Here is a 17,603-nt window from a genome sequence, read left to right on the forward strand (position 1 = left end):
TATGGAGCAATCCGGCAAAGCCGAGGACCCGCGACACCAATCACCCGAGTTCGACAGCGAAACGCCCCTTCCGAGCTACATGGCCGGTCCCTACGCACCGATTGATGACGAGATCGATTCGATCGAATTGGAAGTGGCCGGTGCGTTGCCAGCAGAGCTGGATGGACGGTACTTCCGCAACGGGCCGAATCCGTTGCCGGGCGAGATAAGCCCGCACTGGTTCGTCGGCGACGGCATGCTGCACGGCGTGCGCCTGAGCAATGGACGGGCGCAGTGGTACCGCAACCGGTGGGTGCGCACGCTGAAGTTCGACGGGGGTTCGCCACTGCGCGAGGACGGCGACATCAATCGGGCCTACAGCACGGCCAACACGTCCATCATTCGCCACGGCGGACGGCTATTTGCTCTGGTGGAGGGCAGTTTTCCGATCGAAGTCACGCCAGCTCTGGACACCGTCGGCGCGTGCGACTTCGCGGGCGGATTGACCACCGCCATGACGGCGCATCCGAAGCAAGACCCGATCACCGGGGAATTACACTTCTTCGGCTGCGACACGCGGCCACCATTCGTCACCTACCACCGGCTTTCCGCCGCTGGCGAATTGGTGTTCAGTACCCCGGTCGATGTGCCCGGGCCAACCATGATGCACGACTTCGCGATCACCGAAAACCACGTAATCTGGCTGGATCTCCCTGTCACCCTTCAGTTCTCGGGAAAGGGCCTGCCTTTCCACTGGAGCGACGACTATGGCGCGCGCATCGGTGTGATGAGCAAGAACGGCGGCCCAGTGCGCTGGTTCGAGGTGGAACCCTGCTATGTCTTCCACGTCGGCAACGCCTATGAAGATGGCTCGGGTCGCGTCATTCTGGATGCGATTCGATACGACGCGAGAGCGTGGAACTCCACGTGGCCCGCCCTGGCGGGAGAAACCCCCTCGCCGGGTACCGGCCGCGGTCAGCAGCTCTACCGGTGGGCGCTCGACCCCGCGACTGGCCGGGTCGCCGAACAGCCGCTCGACGATCGGTCGGTGGAGTTCCCGACCGTCCACGCCCGCCACGTCAGCCGCCCGAACCGGTACCTCTACGCGGTCGACCGCGAAACCATCGTCAAGTATGACGTCGATACCGGCAAATCTACTGTGCACCAGCTCGGTTCGGGCTGGAACGCGGGTGAAGCGGTGTTCGTCCCCGCGGCCGACGCGCGCAGCGAGGACGACGGCTGGCTGATGTCCCTCGTCATCCACGACGACACGAATGTGCCCTCGCAGCTGCGGATTCTCGACGCCACCGCCGTCGAAGCCGGGCCGGTAGCCGCCGTGCGCCTGCCCCGGCGGGTGCCGATCGGATTCCACGGCAACTGGATCGCCGAGGAGTAGTTAGTCGGTGACGAAGAGTTCAGAGTTCGGGCTGTTCGGCGGCCCATGTCGCAATCTGTGCGCGCGAGGTGAACCCCAGTTTGGTCAGGATATGTTCCACGTGTCCATCGGCGGTGCGCGGTGAAATCACCAGTCGGGCCGCGATCGCCTTGTTGGTCAGGCCGCGCGCAACGAGATCGGCGACCTGGCGCTCACGCCTGGTCAGTTTTCCTCCTGAACGGAGGGGCGGCGCGGTCGCTTCGGCTCGCTCGCCGAGTGCGAAGCCCGCTGCGGCATCGAAACTCATTGCGGCGCCTTCCTGATGGGCCGCCTCGAATGCGCGCGCGCCGAGCATCTCGCGACTGCGGCGGGTGAATTCCTCGTGGTAGACGAGCATATTGGGCAGCATGGACACGGCGCTGGCGCCGATGTGGCTCAGCGTATCGGCGGCACCCAGCAGGGTAGCGGCGCGGCGGGCATGGCGCTGCTCGGTCGCGATCCAAGCCAGTGCCTCCAAACAGATGGTGGCGACGACCGGATCGGACACCAGTCGGGCCGCTCGAATTCCCTCCTGCAACAGAGGCGCGGCGCGGTCGGGCTCACCCGTTCGCCACACGGCGAATCCCAATGCCCACAGCACCCACGACCGAATCATTGTTTCACCGGCGGATTCGGTGATCGCGAGCGCCTTCTCGAGGTCCGCGAGTGCCCGCGTGGTATCGCCCTGTTGTGCATAAGCCCAGCCGAGCGAAATCCGCGCTTCCAGCTGCGATTTGAGGTCACCGGATGCCTCGTAGCTGTCAATGGCATCGGCCAGCAGGCTACTCGCACGAGCCAGATTGTCAGCACCGCCCGCGGAACAATAGTTTCCCTTGGCGTGGGCGAGCAGGGCTGCGACCAGTGGGTCCGTCGTCTGCTCGGCCAGGGCCTCGAGCTGCGCCACGTTCTCGGCTGCGGCGGGTAGGTCACCCTGCAGGACGGCCATCGTGGCGGCCCCGCAGCGAGCCTTGGCCCGACTCAGTGGCTGTGCATCGGTCGATTGGGCCAACGCGCGCTCGCACCAGCGTCGTCCCTCGCTGAGCCGTCCACGCGATGTCCAGAAGATGTAGAGGGCGTTGACGATCCGCAACGCACTTTCGCCCGACTCGGACAGGCTGAATTCCAGCGCTTTTCGCAGATTCGGCAGCTCCCGCTCCAACCGGGCAACCCACTGCAGCTGGTGCGGACCGATCCATTCCGCTTCCGCCTGGAGTGCCAACCGCTCGTACCAATCTCGATGCCGCCGAACGTATTCCGGGTACCTCCCGCTGTTCTCGGCTTGCTCGCTGGCGAATTCTTGAACGGTCTCGAGCATCCGGAAACGGATTGTGCCCTGGGTTTCCTCGCGGATCAGGATCGACTTGTCGACCAGTGCGGACAATGCGTCGAGCAAGTGCGCCTCGGTGAGGTCGGTGCCGCATACCTGCTCGGCGGCATCGAGTTCGAAACTGCCTGCGAACACCGACAGCTGAATCCAGAGCCGCTGCTCGGCCGGTGTGCACAAGTCATAGCTCCAGCCGATGCACCACCGCAGGGTCTGCTGGCGCATCGGGGCACCACGACTCCCGCGAGTCAGCAGGGCATAGCGGTTGTCGAGCCGAGTCAGGATCTGCTCGGGCGACATCGTGCGCAGCCGGGCCGCGGCCAGCTCGATCGCCAACGGAAGCCCGTCGAGTCGAGCACAGATCCCGGCCACGCTGAGCAGAGAGTCATCGGTTACCTCGAAACCCGGCACGGCCGCGGCCCCCCGTTCGGCGAACAACGTCACCGCGTCGTAGCGGGCCAACCCGCGCGGCCCGCGTTTGCTGGCCAGATCGGGGATCCCCAGTGGGGGCACCGCGAACACCGACTCCCCACCGATACCGAGCGCCTCGCGACTGGTCGCCAGAATCCGCACCTGCGGGCAGTTGCGCAGCAGTGATTCGGTCAGCGCCGCGACCGCTTCGATCATGTGCTCGCAGTTGTCCAGCACCAGCAGAAGATTGCGCGTGAACAAGAACTCCAAAAGCACCTCGAGCATCGGCCGGGCACTCTGGTTTCGCAGACCAAGGGCGGTGGCCACGACGTCGACCAATAATGTCTCATCGTGCAGATCACTCAACTCGACCAGCCGCACACCGGCGGTGAAATTTCGCTGCACCTTGTCGGCGACGCGCAGCGCGAGCCGTGTTTTGCCGACCCCGCCGATACCGGTCAGCGTCACCAGACGTGACCCCGCCAGCAGGTTCTTGACCTCGGCCACCTGGATCCGCCGGTCGACAAAGCTGGTCAGCTCGAGCGGCAGGCTTCCGGTGCGATTCCCCGCCGCGGGCACCGGCGTGACAACCGATGCCTGCTCGGCTCCTGGTTCGGTCGGCAGCGCCATCGCGTCGACCGCGAAACCTCGAGCGCGTTCCACCTGGCGCAGTTGCTCGCCCAACTCCGCGGCGGTGGGGCGGCCGCGTGGTTCGCGTGACATGGCAGCCTCGATCACCGCGCAGACATCGTCGGGAATTCCTTGCTCACGCAGATTCGGTACCGGTTGCTGCGTGATTCGCAGAAATTGCGTGACTACCTCCTCGCCGCTGCGGCGCTCGAAGGCCGCATGCCCGGTCAGCGCACAGAACAGCGTGGCTCCCAGCCCGTACACATCCGAGGCCCGGCTCGGGGCGTCGCCACCGAGGACCTCCGGTGCGGTGAACGCCGGGGACCCGGTGACCGTGCCGGTCGCGGTTTCGAATCCACCGGTGATGTGGGCGATCCCGAAATCGGTCAACGCGGGCTCACCGTAGTCGGTGAGCAGGATATTTCCCGGCTTGATATCGCGGTGCAGGACTTGTGCCCGATGCGCGGTTTCCAGCGCCCCGGCGATCTTCACCCCCAGGTGCAGCACCTCTGCCAGCGACAACGGACCGTCGCGGCGCAAGCGCGCATCCAAGGACCCGCGAGCGTGATACGGCATGACCAGGTAGGGGTGACCGCTGCTGGTTTCGCCGACCTCGAGCATGTCGACGATATTCGGGTGCCCGGTCAGCCGTCCCATCGCACGTTGCTCGCGAAAGAAACGCTCCCGATTCTCATCCAGCTCGCCGGTCAGCACCTTCACCGCGACCGTGCGCCCCACGGCCGACTGGGTGCAGCGGAACACCTCCCCGAAACCGCCCCGCCCGATCTCCTCGGCATCGGCGAAACCAGCAGCGCTCAACTCCGTGACGACCTCAATACCGACATCACGCTGCGTCTTGAACGGATCTCTCTCGACCATCGGCTACTCGTGATCTACCCACCGGGCACCAGCCAGAATATCCCGACTGGTCCCGTCGAAGCACGCCGTTCGCGCTCTCCAACGCCCTGACGTGGCACTCGGACCGCAGACCATTGTTCGCAGAATGTCGACCGCCCGGATTGCGTTCGAATGCGCTGTCATCGCCAGAAAAGTTCGCTGGGTTCGGGTGTGCGGCGCGACGCGAAGTTGACCGATGCCGGTGTGCTGCGCGAGGGCATACCCTCCGCGCGGGTCAGCTCGATACTCGCGCCCGCCATAGCGCGCCGATGGTGGGCACAGCACCGTCACCGCAGGGCAGGGCGGGCGAGAATAGCTATCGGACGCCTAGGTGGCGGCGGTACCGCCATCCTGGCCTGCCAGGACGTACACCCACGCCTGCACCCCGGAGCGCAGCGGCACCAGCATCCGGGTGTAGTCGTCGACCTCATAGGCGTCGGCGGCGGCCAGATCGTCGTCGTCGAGGGTGAAAACCGTTCCAGGAATTCCGGTTTCGTGATCGGCGGGACGCAGGACCGGATGAACGGCGCTGCCGCTGGCCTCGATCACCGCCGCATCGGTGATCACGACCTCGTCCAGCTCGTACCCGATAATCTCGTCACCGCGTCCGGCCAGTTCGCGACCGAAGACGCTGCACTGCACCTCGGGTTGGCGCAGGGTGCCGTAGGAGAACAACAGATGGATAGCCACGACACGGCAGCAAACCACACCACCGACACCCTCGGCACTGTGACGTGCCTCTCGACCGTCCACGACCTCCCCGGACCGTACGACCTCGTACCGCAGGTTACGTGGAATCGCGCCACGCGAGGAGTAGTCGGTACGCCTTGCTCGCCGCGTTCGTGCGGCGATGTCGCCGGGTTCAGCCGGTGGCGTCGTGCACGACGTCGGTGAGATACCGTCCGCCCTTGCCGTCTTGGGGCGCTGTCAGCCGCGGACGGGTCACGTTCGCACGTCCAGGAGTTGTTCGAAGAAGCCGCCGAAACCGCGGTCACGGTCGATCAAATGGATCTCCAGGATCCAGTGACACGCGCGCCCGGCAGGATCCACACGCCGCATCGGAGTATCGGACCCTGGCGCGATATAGCTGGTTACCGCAGTGCCGGAAATCTGCTTGTGCGGGAACTCCCCGACCAGATGACCCGCAATCGGGGCACTGAACTCCCAGCCAAGCGCGGTAGCGCGGTCAACGATCCAGGCATAGAGCTGCTCGCCGGTGATATCCGGATCGGCGTCGAAGAGGTCGCGCCCCTGCCGCCACAACGGCTCCAGTGCGTCACGAACAGCCAACTTGGCTGGATCGTCACCCAACACGTAAGTGCGGCCGAAGTCGGCTTCCCATTCGCCGAAGATCGGCCCGAAATCCAGAAAGCAAATGTCGTCCTCGCCGACGACACGATCCGGCGGATTCGCAGAATACGGCTCTAGAGTGTTGACACCAGCCCGGACGATACGTTTGTGCCAGAACCGACGGATTCCGAACATCTCCTCGGCGAGGTCACGGACCGCATCACTGACCGCGGATTCAGTCTGCCCCGGTGCGATGAGTCCGCGCGTGATCACCTCGTCGAACAAAGCCTCGGCTTTCGCTTCGGCATCGAGTAACGCCGACACACGGGCCAACTCCGCAATCGCATCCATGAAGCCGACAGTAGATCACCGACGAACCCGCCCACGGTGTCGCATCAGGATCCATGGGGGCGATCCTGTCGCGGTCGACGACCGAGCACCGCCGCGTCCGCGCCAACCTGCTCGACGTGCCGGGCCAACAACGGGACATCGCCGATAGCCCCCTCGCGGTGGACGAAGGTGGGAAGAGAGCCACCGAGATCCACCGGCATAGCGATCCTTTCCAGTCACGGGCGGACCGTGGCGTGCCACGTCGGCAGAACCGGCCACCTCGAGATATGGCGAGGCCAACCTTGCTTGCTCAACCGAGGTTGTGTTCAACCGGCCCGGGCTACTCGGCCGGGAGCAGCAGCAAGTTCAGCAGTCCCGCCGACGCAGCCATGATCAGCGCGCCGTCGAGGTAGTGGCAGGCCATGGCGCCCAGGTAGCTCGGGCCACCCCAGGCATTGACGGTGAAATTCGGGTCGAGGCCGCCGAGGATCTGATCCCCGATGCGCCAGGCGCCGTACACCAGCATGACCGTGGGCACGATGCCGATCAGCAGTCGCAGCGCGGCCGTCGGGTGTCGCCCAGCCGACAGCAGAGTGCGCCCGAACCGCTGTGCGGCGCGCGAGCCAACTGGCGCGAGCAGCAACAGGTCGTGCGAGCGGGTGCGGCGGCGCAGCACGACCACGGTGAGGACCACGGCGAGCACGAACAGCACGAGGTGCGGCCACCAGGCGGTGGTGCCCGCGACATGCGCCTCCCGATGCGGGGATCGGTCAGCATACGAAACGCCACCGGACACGATTCCCGCCGCGAAGGACACGGCGGCGATCGTGACCAGCGGGCCCGACAACCGCGATCGGATGCCGGGCGGGCGAACACTGTGGGATCCGGACGAGATGCGCTCAGCGCCTGGTGTATTCATGCCACCACCCTCGCGCCCAGGACCCTGCCGGGTCATCAGCTCACAGGCGGGAAGTGTCCGCCCGCCCCGGTCGGACACCTCGGGCGGGTGTCCGACCTCCGGATGACCCGTGGCTGGCCCCGAGGCCGATGTGCAGTCGTGGGCGGGGCAGCTACCGTCGGCCCTATGTCGATCACTGCATCACCGCCGACGCGGACCGCGCGGTCGTCGGCGCCACCGTGGCATCAGCGGCTCACCGTTGGCCACCGGGAGAATTTCGTGGGCCCGGACGCGATCGACATCGCGATCGCCCTTGCCTGCTTCGCGGTGTTCACCGGGCCGCTGCTGGTCGGCATGACCAGCGGGATCGGGTCGATGCCGGAGATCGCCGGATTCGGTGTCGCGGCGAGCGCGCCGTTGATCGTCCGCCGACGCTGGCCGCTGGCCGTGCTCGTCGCCGTCTCGGCCGTGCTGTGTGCGGCCGCGCTTGCCGATGTGCGTTTCACGCCGTGGGTGAGCAATACCGGTCCGGCCATCGGCGTCGCCGTGCTCACCGTCGCTGACCTTCGGCCGCGCCGGGAATCCATCATCGCCACTGTCGTCGCGATGATCGCCATGTGTGTCGCGGGGTCGATCGCGTTCCATATGTATCCGGATCAGGATCAGGACTTCGTGCAGCCGTTGATCGCCCTGCCGGCCTGGCTGATCGGCGACATGCTCCGGACCCGGCGTGCGTATCAGTGCAGTCTCGCCGACCAGGAACGGCAGCGGGCTGCCGAAGCCGAACGCCGGATCCGGGCCGAGGAACGGCTGCGGGTATCGCGCGACGTGCACGACCTGATCTCACACACCCTGAGCATGGTGGCCGTCCGATCCGGCGTCGCCCGCCTGCTGATCGACGAGAATCCGAGCGAAACACGCCGGGCGCTGAGCGCCATCGAGACAGCCAGCCGCTCGGCGCTGACCGAACTGCGGGCCGTGCTGTCGCAGATCAGGGAACCCGGGCAGCGCGACGAACCGGCCGAGCCGGGCCTGGCCGAGGTGGCGGATCTGGTGGACGGACTGCGGCACGATGGGCTGATGGTGGAATATCAGGTGCTCGGGACGCCGGTGGACTATCCGGCGCTGCTACAGACCACGGTGTACCGCATCGTGCAGGAGGCGTTGACCAATGTGGTCAAGCACGCGCGCACCGACCGTGCGTACATCGAAATCCGCCATGTGCCAGGGGAATTGGCTGTCTCGATCACCGATGACGGCCCGCGCGCCGCAACGGCCGCCGGAATCGATTCCAGCGGTTCGGGTCTGGGTCTGGAGGGCATGCGGCAGCGGGTGTCGTTGTTCGGCGGCCGGTTCGAGTCCGGGCCGCGCGCGGCGGGCGGATTCGCCGTCACCACGAGCTTCCCGATCGACCGGGACCACCGTGCCTGACACCGCGGTCCCGGTCGCGCCGGACCCGATCCGTGTCGTGATCGCCGACGATGAAGCGTTGGTGCGCGCGGGTTTCCGGGTCCTCGTCGATTCCGCGTCGGATCTCACCGTCGTCGGCGAGGCCGGCACCGGCGGCGAGGCGGTACGGCTGACGCGGGAGCTGCGACCCGATGTCGTCCTGATGGATATCCGGATGCCGGTCATGGACGGCCTGGAAGCCATGCAGCACATCGCTGCCGACAGCGCGGACGGGCCGCATGTGCTCATCGTGACCACCTTCGATCAGGACGAACACGTCTTCCGAGCGCTGCGCAGTGGGGCGGGCGGCTTCATCCTCAAGGACTCGCCACCGGAGCAACTACTGCACGCGATCCGCGTGGTGGCCGGCGGCGACGCCTTGCTGACACCGAGTATCACCCGCCGGATGATCAGCGTGTTCGCCCGCCAGCCGGCCGCGCCCGCCCCGCACTCGAACGCTCTCACGGCCCTCACCGACCGCGAACGAGAAGTCCTGGAGCACATCGCCGCTGGGCGTTCCAATGCCGAAATCGGCGCCGCGCTCTACATCAGCGTGGCCACCGTCAAGACCCACGTGGGCCGCCTGCTCACCAAGCTGAGGGCGCGCGACCGTGCCCAGCTCGTTGTCTTTGCCTACGAATCCGGCGTGGTGGTACCCGGCGCAACCGACGGATCGGCCTAGCGCTGCGTTCCGCAAAGGTTCATCTCCGGGGCCGGCCGATCTCCGAGGCGAAATACGTACTCGCATCACGCAATATCGTTCGATGTCACTGCTGATCAGCGCGGTGCGGTGCAGGGCGCATCCGGTGGGTTCGGCGCGTTGGCCCGGTGAGGTGGGCGTAGGTCTGGCGGAGCCGCCGTGGCAGCGGCTGCGTCGGTCGATGAATCCGTCGTCTCGGGCTCTGATGGTGTATTGGGCGGAACGGTTTCTCCATCAACGTGACCGTGCTCGAGGCGATCATGTTCGCGGTCGTCTCGCGTCCGGCGTTGAGCCGGATTACCGGAGTACCAACTGAGCGATCATGTGGCCTTCGCCGTCCGTAGCAGTGGATGCCGGGACTGATTCGCGGACAACGGATTACCGCCGATATCTCGAATCCGCCGGACGTGGGACATTCCGACGGACGGATTAGTAAGATCATCTAGACGGCTTTTCGACCGCCGACCTGCCAGGGTACAGCGGAGCCGGGCCACCGTGACAGTCGCTTGCCATGAGAACCAAGGTCGGTTGTGATGTTGATGAATCCGCTTCTGGCAGTTACCGATCCGTTGTTACAGCTGATCACGGGAGTATTCACTCCGGTTCCGGCCGGTGACAGATGATGGCAGTCGACACCGAAACGCGGTGTACGGGTACCGGTTGCTCGCCCGGCAAGGTCATTCCGCTCGGTGAGCAGGCGGTGGTGTACCGGCCGTCGGCGATCGTACGCGCGGTCGCCGAATTCCTCTGTGTCCCAATGGCATCGGGCTTCGGCCGGAGATCGGTTGCGACCGCTGACGCGAGCTGGCGCTATCCGCGCTGCCGATCTATGGCGGTCACCATGCGATCGCTGCGGTAACTGGACCGTAGCGGCTCGCGGCGCTCTCCGGACACAAACGAGTCTACGAATCCTGCCGCTGATCGGCCGACTGGAGAGCGATGCCATGCAGACAATTGTCGACGAGCACGTCGCCCTAAACGACGACCGCAAGCTTTTTCACCGGCCCTGCGATCCCCTATCTCGGGCTCCAGCGGCTGTGGCTCGTCGCGTTCTACATCGTGCATTATTCGCCTTCCGCATCCGCACCCGAACAACATCCAGCGTCCCTGAGCACCGGCAAACACGCAGAGAGCCGGTGAGTGTGCCGAGCGCATTAGCATCGACGCCCAGATTCGACACGGAGTTCACAATGCAGAGTAGATCACCTCTCGACCCCGCTAATATACCCCGGCATGTTGCCTGTATTCCGGATGGAAATGGAAGGTGGTCACTGCTGCGCAATGGCTCCCGTATCGGCGGGCACAGCCAAGGGGCACGAATATTTCGCGATCTCGTCATAAGCGCATCCGATCTGGGAATCGAATGGTTCACGGTATTCGCGTTTTCCACGGAGAACTGGCAGCGTCCCGAGATCGAGGTCAGATTCATTGCAAGTACGATCGAACGAGCCATCTATCGATGGCTCGACGATTGCGGTCCGCATAACATTCGGATCCGATGGATCGGGCGCGCGGAAATGCGCATACCGCGCGCCCTGCGCAGGGCGATCGACTATGCGACATCGACGACGAAGAACAACACCGGAATGACATTGACCGTCGCATATAATTACAGCGGCCGCAATGAAATTGTCGATGCGATCGGCAAAATAATCGATGACGGCGTGGCTGCCGCGGATCTGAATAGCGAGCTGGTGAGTCGGTACCTGTATGCGCCGGATATGCCCGATCCGGACCTTGTTATCCGGACGTCAGGAGAGAGCAGGATCTCCAACTTCCTACTCTGGCAGCTCGCTTACAGCGAACTGGTGTTCTCACCTGCTCTCTGGCCGGATTTCACCGTTGATCACCTGTTGGACGCAATCCATGAGTATCAGCGACGAGATCGAAAATTCGGAACCGTCGACGACGGCGATAAAGAACTTGATATGCGGCTACAATAGCGCCCCCGGATGGACATCTCAACACCCTCAAATGATCAGTTGGAGATATTCATGAGCACGGATTGGACAGCTAAAGTCCCGAACCTGCCATTCGAGGATCCCTATATCGAGGGTGCTCGCATCAGCCCCTTGTGGGAGCAGGTCGACGAGGAAGCGCGGTCATTGCGCACGAAATGGTTGGGTCCGCTCACGGCGACCCAAGAAGAACGGTTGCGCGGAGTAGATGGCGTAAGAGTTCTGTGCCAGCTATTTCCGGACGCCGATCTCGATGACCTGGTCTTGATTACGATACTTTGCGAATGGAGCTTCCTGATCGACGATCGAATCGGGTTCGATGAATACGACTCACTGGAGGATCTCCAAAGCGATATTTCTCGCTTTGATCGAATACTCGAAACAGGGCAGGTCGAGACAGCCGAACCCGGACTCGAAACCGCTCTCGCCAATTGTCTGCAGCGGATTTACCCCAGGCAATCGCATAGCTGGCGGAGACGAATGCGGCAAAACTTTCTCGACTGTATTCTGGCCATGGGAATCGAACTCGACAACCGGCGAGAGGGGCACGTCCCGGGTCGTCAGGAGTATATATCAATGCGTCGAAATACGGTAGCTTTATACCTTCTGTTCGATATAAGCGAATTCATGTTTCGGATAGAATTATCGGACGCGCTGTACGAGAGCAGCGAAATGTGTGATCTTCGCGAAAGTTGGGCCGATATCGCAGCCTGGGTGAACGACATGGCGTCGTATTACAAGGAAGATGCAGCCGGTGAAGTGAACTTGATACACGTCGTTCGAGCAGAGAAGAATCTTTCGCTCGAAGCGGCATTCGATGAAGTGGCTGATATGATCGAATCTCGTGTCACTGATCTGATCGAGGCCGAACGCTCATTGAAAAGCAGTGCTGTATATAAAGATAGCACCGCCAGCGAGCGCGCCGCAGTCGACCTCAGCGTACAAACGGCGCGGAACGGATTGGGAATGTACGTGCGACATCACCGAGAATCGCCGAGATATGCCGGCCGGGACAGCGGGTTCTAATTATTCTATTGGTCCGAAACGGTCGAGTTGCCTGGGGTGTGTCCCGCCCGATCCACCGTGTGGATCGCGTGGGACGCGCCGTCACTGCTTCGCTGGTTGTCCGGTCTCCGTCGGTCCCGGAATACGACGTCCGAGGACGCGAGGTCCGCGGATGCGGATCCACATTCTGGGCCGAAGAGAGGAGCGGGTGCGTAGATGGAAAGCGACCAATCCGGCCAGCGCGCTTGCAGCGAACCAGGCCAGTTGCATCGCGAAGCCCTCAAATGGCGTGGCATCGGAGAAACCAGCCGCAGTCGAAGCCTGCATGGCCCCGTAGGAGGGCAGCCAGCGCACGAGATCGCTGTCTGCTCCGGCGCTGGCGATAGGGTTCTGCACGGCCATGTCGAGGCAGCTGATCATCGCGATGGCGAACATGCCCTCCACCTCGCGGCGTAGCAGCGCGCCGAGGGCCACACCCAACGCCCCGTAGGTCATCGCCGCGCCGAAGATCGCCGCGGCGAGCAGGACAGGCTGCCGAGGCGACCAGTAGCAGCAGATGACAGCGGTGGCGTATGCGCACACCACCAGCGAGGCCACCACGAGGCAGGCGATCTTCGCCAGCCCCAGCGCGACCCGGGGGTATCCGGCCATCGACAGACGCCGGTCGAATGCTCCGCTGCTGAAAGTCGCCGCGAACATCATGAACCCGATGATCAGTGTGACCGCCATCAGGGCGGCGCTGATCTGGGCGAGCTGATTGCCGTTGGCGCGCAGAACGAGACCGGTGTCGCGGAGCCGGAACGGTACCTCGATGTCGGTGACGGCCACGCGCGCCAGCGTGATCACTATGGGGACGAAGGCGGCCACCAACACCATGGCGAACCTGTTACGTGCGTGCTCGATGAGGCCGTAGCGGGTGGCGATCAGGAACAGTCGAACACCGTTGCTCATCGGGCCTTCTCGTGTCTGTCTTGGAGGACCCCGTCGTGCAACTTCCATACCTGATCGAGCTTTTCGGTGTCGTGGGCCAGATGCGAGACGACCAGAACCGACCGGCCGGTGTCACGAAATTCTGTGACCAGATCCCAGAAATGCAGATACGTCTCCCAGTCGAAACCCTGGTATGGCTCGTCGAGCAGCAGCACCTGCGGGTCGTGCATCACCGCCAACGTCAGGTTGAGCTTTTGCCGGGTGCCGCCGCTCAGCGTCGCGACCCGCTCACCGATGTAGTCGGAGAACCGGAGGATCTCCATGGTCTCCTCAGCCCGCCGCAGATCCGCAACGGCATAAGCCGCGGCGAAGAAGTCCAGATGTTGGCGAACCGTGAAGGCGTCGTTCAGAACCACCTGCTGCGGACAGTAACCGAACCGCCCACGGTGCCGGATCATTCCCCGGTCTGCTCGCAGCCCTCCGGAGAGGACCTTCAGCAACGTCGATTTGCCCACCCCGTTCTCACCGACGATGCCCACCAGCGTCCCCGCGGGCAGCACGAAGTCGACACCACGCAGCACCGACCGCCTGCCGTATGAGTGGTGGACGTTCTCCACTTCCATCATCGCCCCTTGCCTACCGCCGGCGTCATGGCCCGGATGCTAGCAATCATTGGCGAAAGTCTGTGCCAGAAAAGCTGATTCGCGGCACGCACGGCTCCGGCCGCGCGAAGTCGCGCTGGGTGAATGCGGACGGCGACGTCAAAATCGGCCGAATGCCACCGGAGCGCGTCTCAGCTCTCTTCGGCGTTCGTCTCGGCCCACGATAACCTCATCGACTTGGCTTGGTGGCCCACAGGATGACATTGGTGCCGAAGAATTTCTTGCTCCAGCCGATGTTCTGAAAGCCCAGTTCCCCCAGGGCACCGGCCACGTGTCGAGGTGAGGTGAAGCCGAGGGTGCTGGATTCGAGATAGGTATACGACGATCGGTCGCGAGCGACCGTTTGCCCCAGCAGGGGAACGATCGTGCGCATTCCCCAGGTGAGTATCGGCTTCATCGGGCCACTGGGAGGGCAGGTTTCGAGGATGACGATCCGGCCGCCAGGCGCGAGGACTCGGTGCTGTTCGCGAAGTACTCCGGCCAGGTCTTCGACGTTGCGGAGCAGATAGCCTTCGGTAATTGCGTCGAAAGACTCGTCGTCGAACGGCAGACGGGTCGCATCGGCCTGCTGCCACCGAATCGTGCCGGCCCCGGATTTGATCCGTGCACGAGCCAGCATCGCTTCGGAAAAGTCGACACCCGTCACGGCGACAGTGGAATATATCTGTGCCGCCGCCAAGGCGATTGCACCTGTCCCGGTGGCTAGGTCCAACAGCTGTCCGCCTGCAGGTGGCGCCGCCCGCGTGGCCACTTCGCGACACCAGCGCGTATGACGGCCGAGCGTCATGATGAGGTTCATCCGGTCGTAGTACCCGGCGATCTTTTCGAAGATCGTGTGTACTTCAGAGCCTTTGCCATGCGACATCTCGGCGTCTGTCATCTCTCCGACCTTTCTGCGGTTCTCCCCGGTAGCGGAAGTCTCACGAACTGGCTCCGATCCCTACGGTGTCGGACTCGGAGGGCGGTTGAGCACGATCGCTGATGCGCGGGCGCGGACCTCGTCGCGGGTACGGCCGTTGTGGTCGGCGGCGAGGAATTGGTTTCCGATGGCCAGGCAGAACGCGAGTAGGCTACGGGCCTCGATTTCGTCGGGGTCGGAGCAGAAGGTGCCGATCATCTCGCGCGCCAGTTTCATGCGCTGGTTGTCGACCCGGCGCAGCCGCGCGGCGACCGCCTCGTCGCGGCGGGCCCAGTTGCGGATCGCGAGGTCGACCCCGAGCAGGCGATCGCTGGACAGGGTCAATCGGCCGGCCAGTGCGATCTTGTCGCGTGAGTCGTCCTCGCGTTGCACGGCCTCGAGCACCTCGTCGACGCTCTCACGCTCCCACGTGTCCAGCATCGCGGCCAGCAGCGCGTTGCGGTCGGCGAAGTAGCCATAGAACCCACCTTTGGTCACGCCGAGAGCCTTGGCCAGCACCTCGATACGGACGGCCTCCTCGCCGCTGGCGGCCAGTGTCCGCAAGCCCTGCTCGATCCACGCCTCGCGCGGCGTGCGGGCCACACCCATGACATGACTCCTTTCACATCTCTCAGTTCTATACGCCACCGTATAACTAGTCTAACCTCCATGTTATACGGTGCCGTATATCAGCCGGGACGCGCACTCGCGAACCGACAACCGCTGGGAAGGACACATCGATGAGATCCCCTCTCCGGCAATAGGTGCACGCCCGGCACGACCGGAGCCGCGGACAACCCCGACGGGGCCACAGCGCCCCGTGAGAGAACGGAGAAAGCAAATGATCAAGTGGGCCGGTTGGCTCATCACGCTGTTCGCAGCCGCACACACGCTCCTCGCTCTGACTCTGGAAAAGGCCGCGCTGCACGCCGGGACGTGGTTCAGCGGCGGGTTGTGGGGTGAGGACCTCGCCGCGATGAGCCCGGCGGGCAGCGCGTACTGGCTCAGCCTCTACAGCTTCGGGCCGCCGCTCGTCGTGGTCGGCCTGATTGTGCTGTGGCTGGACCGCCGGGGCGTCACCCCACCCACCTTCATCGCCTGGACACTGGGTGCCTGGACCTTGGTCGGCGCCGTGGTCCTCGTGACCACGCCTTGGCCGATCCTGCTGCTCGCCAACATCCTGCTGTTGGCCGGAACCCGCCGACACACCCACCCCGTGCCCGAGCCCAGCTCGGCTTCTGGGCGGTCCGACCGCCGCGACGGCATACCCACGCCAGAAGGTGAGCCGAGATGAACAACTCGGCAACGACCATGGCGCCGGACATGAGCGTCACGGCGACCATCGCGCGGCCGTGGGCGCTATGGACCGCTGTGGCCGTCGCGACGATCACCGCCGTGCTGCACACCTTCGTGCAGGCAACTCCCACGATCGGCGCGCTGATGGCCGGCAACGCCCCCGCCGAGGCCCAACAGGGGCTACGAATGATGTGGCACGGCATGTCGGCGATCGCCTGGACCTACCCGGTCGTCCTGCTGCTCCTACCACGCAAGCCAGCGCCCGTGACCAGGCCGGCACTGGGCTACATCGCGCTGTTGAACGGCACGCAGGCACTGTTGTACGCGGCGGCCGGTGTCTGGGCCGACGGCGCGTCCGGGCTGCGGTCGTTGCCGCAATGGACGCTCCATGCTGCGGTAGCGGGCCTGGCCTTGCTGGCCCGGCCATCCCGGTCGGCCGAAGAGCCACAACCACCGGTCCGCCCTCGCCCCGGGCGACGGGTGCTGTTGTGGGTCACCACGATCGTCGGAGCCCTCAATGCGATCCTCCACACCGCCTTGGCCACCTTTCAGGGCTGGCCGGCCGCGCTGCTGACCAGCGATACCTTGTCCGCGCCGAAGCAGGCGCTGTACGCGATGTGGCTGTTCAGCTGCGTGCTGTTCATCTCGGTTCCGGCGGCCGTGGTGTGGTCACTGCGGGCTCCCGCGGCGGCGGGCCGCTTCGTCGTCCGATACGTCGCCGTCCTGGCGGCGGCCCTGATGGTGTCATGGGCCTGCGCGATGGCATTCGGACTCGGGCACGACCTGACGCCGGCCGGGCCACTCTCCCTCGGCCTGCTCGTCGCTCTCACCGCGCTGAGCGCGCCACCCCGACCCCGGCCGAACGTACGGACCTCGAGCGACGACTCGGCACCGCCGACCCCACCGGAGCCAGCAAATGTCCCACAGCGCTGAGTCGAGAGTTGGCCGCAACCGCAGAGCGCCAGGCTAGGGCGTATCGCCATTGGGGACGCAGCGGCAGCGGCATCAGGTCGCCGATGACAGTGCCGAAGCCATTGATCTGTTGCAGCACAAGCGGTTACAGCATCCGCAGAAAAGGAATAGGAGTGTGAATCAAATGATCACATGGTCTGGACGCATCATCGCGTTCATCGGCGGCGGGCATCTCGCCACCGGATTATTGCTCAGCCATGCCTACTTCAAGGACTGGCTATCGCTGCAGCTGTGGGGCCACTGGGCGGAGGACACCCTGCCAGCCCAGGCTTTTTGGAGCAACCCGGCAGGGTTCGGCCTGCCGCTGCTGATCGTCGGCCTGCTCGTGGTGTGGATGGATCGGCGCGGCATCGTCCCGCCGGCCTTCCTGGCGTGGATGGTGCTGGCTTGGGGCGGCGTGTGCGCCCTCATCGTCGAGCCCACCCCAGCGCCAGTGGTGGTGGCCGCCGCCGTCCTGCTCCTGCGCGGCATCCACCGCGCCACCGAACAGACCGAGCCCGCACTCGCCGCGCGCAGCGAGGCATGAACGTGAACCAGCCACTGACCCGATCCGATTACCG

The 17,603-nt window shown here is 64.6% G+C and carries 16 protein-coding genes; 8 read left to right on the top strand and 8 right to left on the bottom strand.

Going from position 1 to position 17,603, the window contains the following annotated elements; translation table 11 throughout:
* The first annotated feature begins 1 nt into the window (after position 1).
* Entirely contained in the window at positions 2–1,375 is a 1,374-nt protein-coding gene (locus tag ABZ293_RS33685) for a carotenoid oxygenase family protein (RefSeq protein ID WP_355187352.1), read from the top strand.
* 19 nt (positions 1,376–1,394) lie between these two features.
* On the opposite strand, the gene ABZ293_RS33690 is transcribed toward ABZ293_RS33685, so the two are convergent.
* The 4 genes from ABZ293_RS33690 to ABZ293_RS33705 all read right to left on the bottom strand — a co-directional run bounded on the left by ABZ293_RS33690 (position 1,395) and on the right by ABZ293_RS33705 (position 7,194).
* Entirely contained in the window at positions 1,395–4,637 is a 3,243-nt protein-coding gene (locus tag ABZ293_RS33690) for a protein kinase (protein ID WP_355187354.1), read from the bottom strand.
* Between the two features lie 345 nt (positions 4,638–4,982).
* Entirely contained in the window at positions 4,983–5,345 is a 363-nt protein-coding gene (locus ABZ293_RS33695; protein ID WP_355187356.1) for a gamma-glutamylcyclotransferase family protein, read from the bottom strand.
* Between the two features lie 252 nt (positions 5,346–5,597).
* On the bottom strand, positions 5,598–6,296 hold the full coding sequence (locus ABZ293_RS33700; RefSeq protein ID WP_355187358.1) for a M24 family metallopeptidase: 699 nt from the start codon (positions 6,294–6,296) through the stop codon (positions 5,598–5,600).
* A gap of 319 nt (positions 6,297–6,615) precedes the next feature.
* Complete coding sequence (locus tag ABZ293_RS33705; RefSeq protein WP_355187360.1) at positions 6,616–7,194, bottom strand: hypothetical protein; 579 nt, start codon at positions 7,192–7,194, stop codon at positions 6,616–6,618.
* A 165-nt stretch (positions 7,195–7,359) separates the two neighbouring features.
* Here ABZ293_RS33705 and ABZ293_RS33710 point away from each other — a divergent pair, with 165 nt between their 5' ends.
* The 4 genes from ABZ293_RS33710 (at position 7,360) to ABZ293_RS33725 (ending at position 12,306) form a co-directional block, all read left to right on the top strand.
* Positions 7,360–8,604 carry a sensor histidine kinase gene (locus ABZ293_RS33710; RefSeq protein ID WP_355187362.1) on the top strand — a complete coding sequence of 415 codons (1,245 nt, stop codon included), beginning with the start codon at positions 7,360–7,362 and terminating at the stop codon, positions 8,602–8,604.
* Complete coding sequence (locus ABZ293_RS33715; RefSeq protein ID WP_355187364.1) at positions 8,597–9,304, top strand: response regulator transcription factor; 708 nt, start codon at positions 8,597–8,599, stop codon at positions 9,302–9,304. The genes ABZ293_RS33710 and ABZ293_RS33715 overlap by 8 nt, the downstream gene beginning before the upstream one ends.
* A 1,208-nt stretch (positions 9,305–10,512) precedes the next feature.
* On the top strand, positions 10,513–11,265 hold the full coding sequence (gene uppS, locus ABZ293_RS33720; protein WP_355187366.1) for a polyprenyl diphosphate synthase: 753 nt from the start codon (positions 10,513–10,515) through the stop codon (positions 11,263–11,265).
* A gap of 51 nt (positions 11,266–11,316) precedes the next feature.
* Positions 11,317–12,306, top strand: a complete 990-nt coding sequence (locus ABZ293_RS33725; RefSeq protein ID WP_355187367.1) for a hypothetical protein — start codon at positions 11,317–11,319, stop codon at positions 12,304–12,306.
* A gap of 81 nt (positions 12,307–12,387) precedes the next feature.
* On the opposite strand, the gene ABZ293_RS33730 is transcribed toward ABZ293_RS33725, so the two are convergent.
* The 4 genes from ABZ293_RS33730 to ABZ293_RS33745 form a co-directional block, all read right to left on the bottom strand.
* A complete protein-coding gene (locus ABZ293_RS33730) occupies positions 12,388–13,236 on the bottom strand; it encodes an ABC transporter permease (protein WP_355187369.1) in 849 nt (282 codons plus the stop codon).
* A complete protein-coding gene (locus ABZ293_RS33735; protein WP_355187371.1) occupies positions 13,233–13,841 on the bottom strand; it encodes an ABC transporter ATP-binding protein in 609 nt (202 codons plus the stop codon). The genes ABZ293_RS33730 and ABZ293_RS33735 overlap by 4 nt, the downstream gene beginning before the upstream one ends.
* Before the next feature lie 205 nt (positions 13,842–14,046).
* A complete protein-coding gene (locus ABZ293_RS33740) occupies positions 14,047–14,757 on the bottom strand; it encodes a ubiquinone/menaquinone biosynthesis methyltransferase (RefSeq protein ID WP_355187373.1) in 711 nt (236 codons plus the stop codon).
* A 60-nt stretch (positions 14,758–14,817) separates the two neighbouring features.
* Positions 14,818–15,384, bottom strand: a complete 567-nt coding sequence (locus ABZ293_RS33745) for a TetR/AcrR family transcriptional regulator (protein WP_354958510.1) — start codon at positions 15,382–15,384, stop codon at positions 14,818–14,820.
* Between the two features lie 232 nt (positions 15,385–15,616).
* Here ABZ293_RS33745 and ABZ293_RS33750 point away from each other — a divergent pair, with 232 nt between their 5' ends.
* The 3 genes from ABZ293_RS33750 to ABZ293_RS33760 all read left to right on the top strand — a co-directional run bounded on the left by ABZ293_RS33750 (position 15,617) and on the right by ABZ293_RS33760 (position 17,569).
* On the top strand, positions 15,617–16,069 hold the full coding sequence (locus ABZ293_RS33750; RefSeq protein ID WP_355187375.1) for a DUF6463 family protein: 453 nt from the start codon (positions 15,617–15,619) through the stop codon (positions 16,067–16,069).
* Positions 16,066–17,004, top strand: a complete 939-nt coding sequence (locus ABZ293_RS33755; protein ID WP_355187377.1) for a hypothetical protein — start codon at positions 16,066–16,068, stop codon at positions 17,002–17,004. Before ABZ293_RS33750 ends, ABZ293_RS33755 begins: the two co-directional genes overlap by 4 nt.
* A 163-nt stretch (positions 17,005–17,167) precedes the next feature.
* Positions 17,168–17,569 carry a DUF6463 family protein gene (locus tag ABZ293_RS33760; protein WP_355187379.1) on the top strand — a complete coding sequence of 134 codons (402 nt, stop codon included), beginning with the start codon at positions 17,168–17,170 and terminating at the stop codon, positions 17,567–17,569.
* Positions 17,570–17,603: the final 34 nt, after the last annotated feature.

This window comes from Nocardia sp. NPDC005998 (assembly GCF_040614395.1).
Lineage (GTDB): Bacteria > Actinomycetota > Actinomycetes > Mycobacteriales > Mycobacteriaceae > Nocardia.